The organism is Protofrankia symbiont of Coriaria myrtifolia (assembly GCF_900634755.1).
GTDB lineage: Bacteria > Actinomycetota > Actinomycetes > Frankiales > Frankiaceae > Protofrankia > Protofrankia coriariae.
The window spans coordinates 1-9,427 of record NZ_CAAAFS010000260.1 but is presented as its reverse complement, the minus strand read 5'-3'; the positions used below and the strand labels follow the sequence as shown (position 1 = coordinate 9,427).

The 9,427-nt window shown below is 72.6% G+C and carries 7 protein-coding genes; 1 reads left to right on the top strand and 6 read right to left on the bottom strand.

What is annotated here, in order from left to right; all coding sequences use genetic code 11:
• The 3 genes from CM1CMNOD_RS14865 to CM1CMNOD_RS14855 form a co-directional block, all read right to left on the bottom strand.
• Positions 1-310: biotin/lipoyl-containing protein (locus CM1CMNOD_RS14865; protein ID WP_347403398.1), on the bottom strand; the 310-nt coding region annotated here is incomplete at its 3' end.
• A gap of 313 nt (positions 311-623) precedes the next feature.
• A complete protein-coding gene (gene lpdA / locus CM1CMNOD_RS14860; protein ID WP_013874419.1) occupies positions 624-2,006 on the bottom strand; it encodes a dihydrolipoyl dehydrogenase in 1,383 nt (460 codons plus the stop codon).
• A 153-nt stretch (positions 2,007-2,159) separates the two neighbouring features.
• Entirely contained in the window at positions 2,160-3,794 is a 1,635-nt protein-coding gene (locus CM1CMNOD_RS14855) for a leucyl aminopeptidase (protein ID WP_013874418.1), read from the bottom strand.
• Positions 3,795-4,546: 752 nt separating this feature from the next.
• On the opposite strand from CM1CMNOD_RS14855, the gene CM1CMNOD_RS14850 reads away from it, so the two are divergent.
• Positions 4,547-5,752, top strand: coding sequence for a glycine cleavage system aminomethyltransferase GcvT (locus tag CM1CMNOD_RS14850; protein ID WP_043606767.1), 1,206 nt, complete (start codon positions 4,547-4,549; stop codon positions 5,750-5,752).
• A gap of 120 nt (positions 5,753-5,872) precedes the next feature.
• On the opposite strand, the gene CM1CMNOD_RS14845 is transcribed toward CM1CMNOD_RS14850, so the two are convergent.
• The 3 genes from CM1CMNOD_RS14845 to CM1CMNOD_RS14835 form a co-directional block, all read right to left on the bottom strand.
• Positions 5,873-6,712 (bottom strand): adenosylcobinamide-GDP ribazoletransferase, encoded by an 840-nt coding sequence (locus CM1CMNOD_RS14845; protein WP_013874416.1) that lies wholly within the window; start codon positions 6,710-6,712, stop codon positions 5,873-5,875.
• A gap of 12 nt (positions 6,713-6,724) precedes the next feature.
• Positions 6,725-7,948: a nicotinate-nucleotide--dimethylbenzimidazole phosphoribosyltransferase gene (locus CM1CMNOD_RS14840; protein WP_083828516.1), complete on the bottom strand. Its 1,224-nt coding sequence runs from the start codon at positions 7,946-7,948 to the stop codon at positions 6,725-6,727.
• 104 nt (positions 7,949-8,052) lie between these two features.
• On the bottom strand, positions 8,053-9,072 hold the full coding sequence (locus CM1CMNOD_RS14835; protein WP_013874414.1) for a hypothetical protein: 1,020 nt from the start codon (positions 9,070-9,072) through the stop codon (positions 8,053-8,055).
• Positions 9,073-9,427: the final 355 nt, after the last annotated feature.

Here is a 9,427-nt window from a genome sequence, read left to right as displayed (position 1 = left end):
GCGGAGGCGGCGGGGCCGCCGGCGCGGGTGCGGGTGCGGCGGCTGCGGCCGGAGCGGCCTGCGCCGCCGTGCCGCCTTCGTCGATGACGGCGAGTTCGACGCCGACCTCGACCGTTTCGTCCTCGGCCACCCGGATAGCGCTGATCACGCCGGACGCGGGTGCGGGGATCTCGGTGTCGACCTTGTCCGTGCTGACCTCGAGGAGCGGCTCGTCGGCCTCGACGCGCTCGCCTTCCTTCTTCAGCCAGCGGGTGACGGTGCCCTCGGACACGCTCTCACCCAGACGGGGCATCGTGACGGACACAGACATGGGGTAGGGCTCCTTTGCGGCGTCCGACCGACCGTGGACGACGGGCAACGGCTACGAACGCGATGGGTGCTGGGCAACTCGGAGGGCCCGCGGTGACACGGCGGGCACCTGCCGCCGCGTCACCGCAGGCCCTGATGGCTGGTGGGCGGGCGGGTACACGATCATGGTGTGTGTCGTGTACCCGCGGGCCCTGGTGACTGCTGCTGGGGCGGGGGGTGTGCGGCGGTGGCCGGCGTCGCGCATCCGTGGCCCCCGATCGATCGGTTGACTGTGTTACCTGTCAGGTATGGGCGTTGGCTGTCAGTGGTGGCTGTCAGTTGTGGGAGTGCAGCGGCTTGCCGGCCAGCGCCAGATGCGCCTCACCGATGGACTCGGACAACGTCGGGTGCGGGTGGATGAGCTGGGCCACCTCGGCGGGCAGCGCCTCCCAGCTGGTGATCAGCTGGGCTTCGGCGATCAGCTCGCCGACCCGGTCGCCGACGATGTGGACGCCCACCACCGGGCCGTCGGGCACGGCCACGAGCGTCACCGCGCCCGCGGTCTGCAGGATCTGCGCCTTGCCGTTGCCCGCCAGGTCGTAGGTCTGGGTGACGACGTCCCCGTAGCGCTGCGCAGCCGCGGCCGAGGTCAGCCCGACCGAGGCCACCTCGGGGTGTGAGTAGGTGACCCGCGGGATGTTGTCGTAGTTGATCGGCGGTGGGTTCAGCCCGGCCAGGCTCTCGGCGAGGAAGATTCCCTCGGCGAAGCCGACATGGGCGAGCTGGAGGCCGGGGCGCAGGTCGCCGATGGCGGAGACGGTCGGCACGTTGGTGCGCAGCTGGTGGTCGACGAGGACGTACCCGCGGTCCGTCGCGATGCCGACCTCCTCGTAGCCCAGCCCCTCCGACACCGGCCCGCGCCCGACCGCCACCAGCAGCAGCTCGGCCTCGATGGTCGTGCCGTCCTCGAGGGTCACCGTGACGCCCTCGTCGGTGGTCTTGACACCGGCGAACCGGGCGCCGAGGTGCTGTTTGATGCCGCGCCGGCGGAAGGCCCGCTCCAGCAGCTTGGAGCTGGACTCCTCCTCCAGCGGCACCAGGTGGGGCAGGGCCTCGACGATGGTCACCTCGGCGCCGAAGGAGCGCCACACCGAGGCGAACTCGCAGCCGATCGCGCCGGCGCCGAGCACCACGGCGGATGCCGGCACCCGGTCGAGCCGGAGGGCGTCGTCACTGGTGATCACCTGGTGGTGGTCGACATCCAGGCCCGGCAGCGACTTCGACTGCGACCCGGTCGCCAGCACGACGTGACGACCAGTAATGATCCGATCGCCTACGGCGACAGATGTCGGTGACACCAGCCGCCCGTAGCCCTCGACGAGTTCGATGCCACGGGTGTTCACCAGGCCGGTCAGCCCCCGGTAAAGCTTGCTGACCACCGAGTCCTTGTAGGAGTTGACCTTCGCGATGTCGATTCCCTCGAGGGTCGACAGAATCCCGAAGTTACCGCTTTCGTGAATATTGTCCGCGATCTCCGCCGCATGCAGCAGCGCCTTGGTCGGAATGCACCCGCGATGCAGGCACGTTCCCCCCAGCTTGTCCTTCTCGATCAGAGAAACGGTCAGGCCGAGCTCTGCGGCACGCAGAGCCGTCGCGTAACCGCCGCTGCCGCCGCCGAGGATGACCAGGTCGACGGGACCCGCCGCAGAGTCCACCACGCCAGGTGTCCCTTCTCGTTGACTGGTTGGGATGCGTTCAGTCTTTCATGTCACGTCAGTGCGGCGTCGGAGGTCCGCTGCGACTGTGGTGCATGACGCCGGTATTTCACCGGCCTACTTCCGTGCGGTACCCGTTACCCGCTGGTAGTTGGTTCAGCGGACCTCCGGCCGCTGGTTGCCGGCAACGTTCTCGGCAAGTTGGAGCAGGGTCCGGACGATCGCCCCGGTGCCGCCCCTGGGGGTGTGCCCGTACGGTTCGCCGCCGTTCCAGGACGGCCCGGCGATGTCGATGTGCGCCCAGGGGATGTCCTCGGGCACGAAGGTGCTCAGGAAGTGGGCGCCGACGAGCATGCCGCCCTCCCGGCCGCCGCCACCGGCGACGTTGGCCAGGTCGGCGACGGTCGAGTCGAGCACCTTGCGCAGCTCCGGCGGCAGCGGCATCGGCCACACCGCCTCGCCGCTGCCGCGGGCGGCGTCGACGACCTGGTCGACCGCGCCACCGCGGCCCATCACCCCGGCGGTGCGCTGCCCCAGGGCGACGATCTGCGCACCGGTGAGGGTGGCGACGTCCACGATCAGGGCGGGGGAGTCCTCGGCGGCGCGGGCGAGGGCGTCGCCGAGAACCAGGCGTCCCTCGGCGTCGGTGTTGAGCACCTCCACCCGGGTGCCGCCGCGCAGGGTCAGGACGTCGCCCGGCCGGATCGCCCCGCCCGAGGGCATGTTCTCCGCCAGTGGCAGCCAGCCAGCGAGGTGGACCGGCAGGTTCAGCCGGGCCGCCGCGACAAGCGTCGCGAGCACCGAGGCGGCCCCCGCCATGTCGGTCTTCATCCACTCCATCGCGGCCGCGGGCTTCAGCGACAGGCCGCCCGAGTCGAACGTGATGCCCTTGCCGACGAGGGTGAGCGCGGGCCCCCCGGCGGCCGGCGAACCGGCCGGGCGCCACTCCAGGCGGACGAGGCGGGGTGTGTTCGCCGAGCCCTGGCCCACCCCGAGGATGCCGCCGAACTCGCCGTCGGCCAGCGCCTGCTCGTCGAGCACGTCGACGGTGACGCCCACCTCGCCCGCGCGCCGGGCCGCGATCTCGGCGAACGCTGCCGGCGGCAGATGCCCGGGCGGGGTGTTGACGAGGTCGCGGACGAGGGCCACGGAGTCCGCCACGACACCGGCCCGACGCACCGCGTCGTCGGCGGCGGCCCGGGACGCGCCGTCCACCACGAATATGATTTCGCTCACAGGTAGGCGGTGGTCGTCCGCGGACGTGGTCCGGAACTCCCGGAAGGCGTAGGCGCCGAGCAGCGATCCCTCCGCGACGGCACGCAGCCGCGCCGGCCCGGGGCTGCCGGCGACGAGAGCGAGGGTGGTGGCCACCCGGGTGGTGCCGGCGAGCGCGCGCACGGCCGCCCCGGCCGCGCGGCGCAGTGTCTCGTGGTCGATGCCGTCGTCGGCCGTCGCCGCGTCCGCGCCCGCCCCGCTGCCCGCGCCCGCCGCCGATGTTCCTGCTGATGACGGGCCCGTCGCCGGCAGCTGTGACGGCGGCGCGCCGACGCCGACCGCGAGCACCGTCGGGATGCGCAGGGTTCCCAAAGTCGCGAAACGGACCAGGTCGCCGGCCTTGCCGGTGGCCCCCAGGTCAGCGAGAACCGTCGCGAGCCGGCCGCCGAGTGCCGTGTCCAGTTCCTCGGTGCCGCCGAGTGGGATGGGACCGTCCTTGCCTGTCGCGACACCGATCACCAGTACGTCAGCGTCAAGATCCAGCACGGATGAAGTTGTCACGGCAGTCACGGTCATGTCGAGAGACTACGGAACACACCACGAGACGATGCAGAGCCGGGTCCCCCACGCCGTCCCACAGCGCCCGTCCCCGCCCGTGGTGCCGGCCAGCCCCAGCCCCGGGAGCCGAGCCCCAGGAACCGACCGGCCGACGCCGGAACCGTCCCGGGAGCCTCTCCCGCAACCGCCTCCGGAGCATCGCCGCAGCCTTTCCCCGGAGGGTCCGTTCCCCCGAGAGTCCGTTCCCCACCCCGTATCCGCATCCCGACCGCGCGTCACCCACCGACCACGCCGAGTCCCGTAAACCGCCCCGGCCACCCTGAGGAGCGCGAAGGACGTGAATCCACCGCTGTTGGAGCAGCGCCGCGTTCACATCTTCCACGTCCTCGCCCCGCATCCGTCCATCGATGATCGATGATCTGTTGGCGGCCTGGGTGCGGATGCCTCCAAAAACCTGTAGAACGGGCCTGTGTCATGAATATCCAAAAACGCTCGAAGAAGGTGTCCCGAGGCGGTTGGGGTGTTCCCGGGCGGGGTGTCTCGACGGGCCGGGTGCACGCCCAGATCTTCGGTGGAAGATCTGGAAACCCCCGTGTGGTGGTCCGCTTTCGGGCTCGGGGTCCCCATGGAGCGGCTCGTGGGTGGGGGTGTTGTTCGTTTCCGGATCTTCGGTGGAAGATCCGGAAACCCCCGTGTGGTGGCCCGCCCTCGAGCTCGGGGTCCCCATGGAGCGGCTCGAGAGCCGCTCCATGGGGCTAGCCTGCCGAGGCATGGGTGAGCTGTTGCGGTCTCCGTTGCACGATCGGCATGTGGCGCTCGGCGCCAAGCTGGCCGACTTCGGCGGATGGGAGATGCCGATCGAGTATCCCGGCGGAGGTGTGCTCAAGGAACACGCGGCGGTCCGGTCCGCGGTCGGGATCTTCGATGTCAGTCATCTCGGCAAGGCGCGCGTGCGCGGCCCCGGCGCCGCGGACCTCGTCGACTCCGCCCTCACCAACGACCTGTCCCGGATTGGCCCGGGGCAGGCCCAGTACACGCTGTGCTGCGATCCGGAGACCGGCGGGGTGGTGGACGACCTGATCGCCTACCTGTACTCCGCGTCGGAGGTCTTCCTGATCCCCAACGCGGCCAACACCGCCGAGGTCGTCCGCCGGCTCGCGGCGGCGTCCCCACCGGAGGTTGCCGTCGAGAACCTGCACACGGCCTTCGGCGTGATCGCGGTCCAGGGTCCGGCCGCGCCGGAGCTGCTGTCCGCGCTCGGCCTGCCGGTCGACGGTGCCTACATGAGCTTCACGTCGGCCGACTGGAAAGCCACGGACACAGCCGACGTAACGGCCGCGGGGAAGACGGAGCGGGGGGCCGACGGGCCGGGGGTTGCCCCGGGCATCGGGGACGGCGGCGTCGGGGAGGCCGCCCGGCGGGAGATCGTCGTGTGCCGTTCGGGCTACACCGGTGAACGCGGATTCGAACTGGTGACGCGCTGGGCGGACACCCCGGCCGTGTGGGACGCGCTGCTGGCGGCCGGGTCGTCCCTGGGGGCACGGCCCTGCGGTCTCGGCGCCCGGGACACCCTGCGGACCGAGATGGGCTACCCGCTGCACGGCCAGGACCTCTCGCCGTCGATCACCCCGGTGCAGGCGCGGGCCGGCTGGGCGGTGGGCTGGAACAAGCCACGGTTCTGGGGCCGGGGCGCGCTGCTGGCGGAGCGGAGCGCGGGCCCGGCGCGGCTGCTGTGGGGGCTGCGTTCGACGGACCGGGGCATCCCACGGCCGCACATGGCCGTGTACGACCTGGCTGGCGGGCGGGTGGGCGAGGTCACCAGCGGGACGTTCTCGCCGACGTTGCGGAGCGGTATCGGCCTCGCCCTGCTCGACCGCGGCGTCGCCGAAGGGGACACCGTCCGGGTGGACGTGCGGGGCCGGCCGTCGGCGATGACCGTGCTGCGGCCACCGTTCGTCGACGCCTCCCCGAAGTGAGGGCTGAACCCGAAGTGAGGGCTGAAGTGCCCCGGAGCGGTGCTGTGGCCTGGTGTTCCTACTACCACCGCCGAATGAGATATCGCTGGACCACCGGCTGGATGATGCCGGAGCGGTGCCTCAGATCGTAGGAACACCCAGGGCCATGAACACCAGGGTGACAGTCGCCGTGATCTCGACGAGGGCGCCGAGCACGTCCCCGGTGATGCCGCCGAGATAGCCGACCAGGTAGCGCCGCAGCAGCCAGCCCGCCGCGGTGCCCACGGCCACCGCGGCCACCGCGCGTGCGGCCTGGCCGGGGCTGCCGCCACCACCGTCGACGTCCACGTCGAGCAGGCCGTCGACGCCCAGCAGCCCGGCGCCGGCGGCGACCGTGAGCACGGCGAGCACGGAGCAGACGGCCTGTCGCGGCCGCACGGAACCGGCGACGAGGGCGCCGAGCCCGTTCGGGTGCGCCGCGGGGATGCCGCCGGTACAGGCCAGGGTGGCCGCCAGCCGTCCGGTCATCGCCGCGACCAGGATCGACAGGCTGCCCCGGTGCTCCCCGATCGCCAGCGACAGCGCCGCGACCTGGACCAGGACGACGAAGATCAGTGCCAGCGCGCCGAACGCGCCCAGCCGCGAGTCCCGCATGGCCGCCAGCGCCCGCTCCCGGCCGGCGCCGATGCCGTCGGCGACGTCGGCGAGCCCGTCCAGGTGCAGGCCGCGGGTGAGCAGCGCCAGGGCGGCGATTCCGATGGCGGCCGGGAGCAGGTGCCCGGCCGGGGCTTCCGGCGTCGCCGCGGGTGCCTTCGTGAGAAGTTGGAAGCCGGCCGTGACGACGGCGGCGATGCCCCCCAGGACGAGGCCGACCAGCGGCGCGAGAGCCATGGCCCGGCCCATGGTGGGCCGGTCGAGCGCGACCCGTCCCCGGACGGGCAGTAGCGAGAGCAGGGAGAAGACCGTCCGCGTGGCGAGCATTGGCCGCCCGCGTCAGGCGCCCGCCGTCCCGGGCGCGTCGCTCGGGACGGCTGCGGTGCCGTTGGATGCCGGCCCGCTGAGGGCAGCGTCGCTGGGGGGCGGGCCGGTGGGAGTTGCCCCGGCGGTCTTGTCACTGACCCCGGCCTGGTCGAACGTGGCCATCTCGGCGAGTGTCGCCTGGGCGGCCACCAGCAGGTGGACGGCGAGCAGCGCGCCGGTGCCCTCGCCGAGGCGCAGGCCGAGGTCCAGCAGGGGATCAAGGCCCAGCGACGTCAGCGTGAGCTTCTGCGCCGGCTCGGTCGACCGGGTGCCCGCGATCCACCAGGCCTTCGACCCGGGTGCGTACGCCTCGGCGGCCAGCGCCGCGGCGCAGACCACGACCCCGTCGAGCACCACCGGGGTGCGGCGGACGGCGGCCTGCACCAGCAGGCCGGCCAGAGCGGCGAGGTCGGCGCCGCCGATCACCCGCAGCAGGGCGAGCGGATCGGCGGCGTACGGCCGGCCGCGGCGCATCGCGTCCCGGATCGCCGCGGTCTTGAGCATCCACCGGGTGTCGTCGATGCCGGTGCCGCGGCCGACGGTCTCGATCGGTTCCCGGTCGAGCAGGGTGGCGACGATCGCCGCGGACGGAGTGGTGTTCCCGATGCCCATCTCGCCGGGGACCAGCAGGTCGGCGCCGGCGTCGACCTCCTCGTCGACGATCGTCCGACCGATGTCGAACGCGCGGGCGGCCTCCTCGACGGTGAGGGCGTCCTCGACGTCGATGCGCCCGCTGCCGCGCCGGACCCGGTAGCGGCTGGTGACGTTGACCGCGTCCACGACGCCGGCCGCCGGCGCGCTCGTGCCCGCTGCTGGCTCCGTGCCTGCTGCTGCCGTATCGCCTGCTGCTGCCGTATCGCCCGCTGCGCCGGCCGGGGGCGGCACCGGCTCGTCGCTGTCCACGCTGACGTCCACGACCCGCACGGACGCGCCGACCGTGCGGGCCAGCACGTTCACCGCGGCGCCGCCGGCGGCGAAGTTCGCCACCATCTGCGCGGTGACCTCCGGTGGGAAGGCCGAGACACCCGTCCGCGCGATGCCGTGATCACCGGCGATGATCACAGCCCGGATGCGCCGGAAGGGCCTGGGCGGGCAGACCCCCTGCACGCCGGCGAGCCAGACCGAGATCTCCTCCAGACGCCCGAGAGCGCCCGGAGGCTTGGTCAGCATTGCCTGCCGCTGCCGGGCGGCAGCCATCGCGTCGGCGTCGAGCGCTGGGATCCGCACAGCGTCTTTATTACCCGATGTGCCACCGGACGCCGCCGGATGCCTGTGTCCCAACGGATATCCGACAGATTTCGTCAGGCCGGGACATCTTCCGAGGAACCGCCCCAGGCCGAGGTCAACGCGACCAGGTCGGACCAGTCGGCGCCGTGCCGGGCGGCCCCGTCGGCGAGCTGGGCCACCTCGCTGCTCATCCAGGCCGCCGGCCGGCCGGACGAGGCGGCCACCGCGCCGGTGACATGATGCTCGGCCTCATCGACGTCCGGCCGCTTCCGGCGCAGCGCCGCGTCCGCGCAGATGACGTGCACCAGCGGAGCCAGGCAGCCGACACCCTGGTCCCGGCCCTCGGTGCCGTCCACGCCACCGACCCGCTCGCGGGCCTCGGCCAGGAACGGCGCGGCCGCGTAGACCTGCCCGGCCAGGACGAGGGCGCTGGCGGCCATCGTCACGAACAGCGCCGGATGGTAGCTGTCGAGGGAGTAGGCGGGGGCACCGTGTTTCTCGGCGGGTAGCCGGCTCATCAGCTCCTGCGCCCGGCCGATCGTGGCGACGGTACCGAGGGTGTCGCCGAGGCGCGCCCGCGCGCCGGCCTCGGCGACCGCCAGCATCACGGCGACCGGGGTGTTGCCCGCGTACCGCTGCCCCTCCACGGCGAGCGTCAGCGCGCTCCGCCAGCGTTGCAGCCCCCGCGCGGCCATCGCCCGCACGGCGTGGGCGTGCGCGATCGTCGGCCAGTCCCCGATACTCGCGGCGACCGACTCGGCCTGGGTCAGCGCGCGCAGCCCGGAGCAGATGTCACCGGCGTCGATGAGCGCGTTGCCCTCCAGCACGAGGGTGCGGGAGTGCAGAGCCTGCCAGTCGTGCCTGGTACGGACCGCCCCCGCCTGGGACGCGGCGATGTGGCGGCCCAGGTTCCACGCCTGCAGGGCCGTCTGCGCCGGGGCGGTGGACCCGTAGCCGCCGACCAGCGCCCGCATGGCGGTGGTAAGCCCGGTCAGGTCCTGCGCGACCCGGGCGCGCCCGGGGAAGGCGCTCACCAGCTGTCCCGCCGCGACGAGCCCGGCAACCACCCCGAGCCTGCGCCGATCGACGCCCATACGCGACTCCAGATGTTCGCGATGTCCGCCTGACAGCCCCAGTCTCCGACGCTGTCGGGATCATGTCGATGGCCCGGTTGTGTCACCATCCCGGCCGTACTGATGCCTCTCACTCCCCGTCATGTCCGTGGGGTCGCCGACGTGGCCCGAGCTTCCCGCGTGCTCCCGGGTTCCCTTGCGTGTTCCCGGTCTCCTGCCGTGCTTCCGGGCTCCCGCTCCGCCTTTCCGGGGCCCGGCTGTCACGTGGCGCGCGAAAACATGACCGTTACAGACTGTGATCATATCGGTTCGGTAGGGGGTCAGGTGCCGGATGCCGCCGCCGCTAACGAATTATCGGCCCCCCGCTGTAACGCCC

Coding starts and splice junctions, on each gene's coding strand:
- CM1CMNOD_RS14850 (WP_043606767.1), top strand. CDS start 4,547: ATGGGTGAGCTGTTGCGGTCTCCGTTGCACGATCGGCATGTGGCGCTC.
- CM1CMNOD_RS14855 (WP_013874418.1), bottom strand. CDS start 3,794: ATGACCGTGACTGCCGTGACAACTTCATCCGTGCTGGATCTTGACGCT.
- CM1CMNOD_RS14835 (WP_013874414.1), bottom strand. CDS start 9,072: ATGGGCGTCGATCGGCGCAGGCTCGGGGTGGTTGCCGGGCTCGTCGCG.
- CM1CMNOD_RS14840 (WP_083828516.1), bottom strand. CDS start 7,948: ATGGCTGCCGCCCGGCAGCGGCAGGCAATGCTGACCAAGCCTCCGGGC.
- CM1CMNOD_RS14845 (WP_013874416.1), bottom strand. CDS start 6,712: ATGCTCGCCACGCGGACGGTCTTCTCCCTGCTCTCGCTACTGCCCGTC.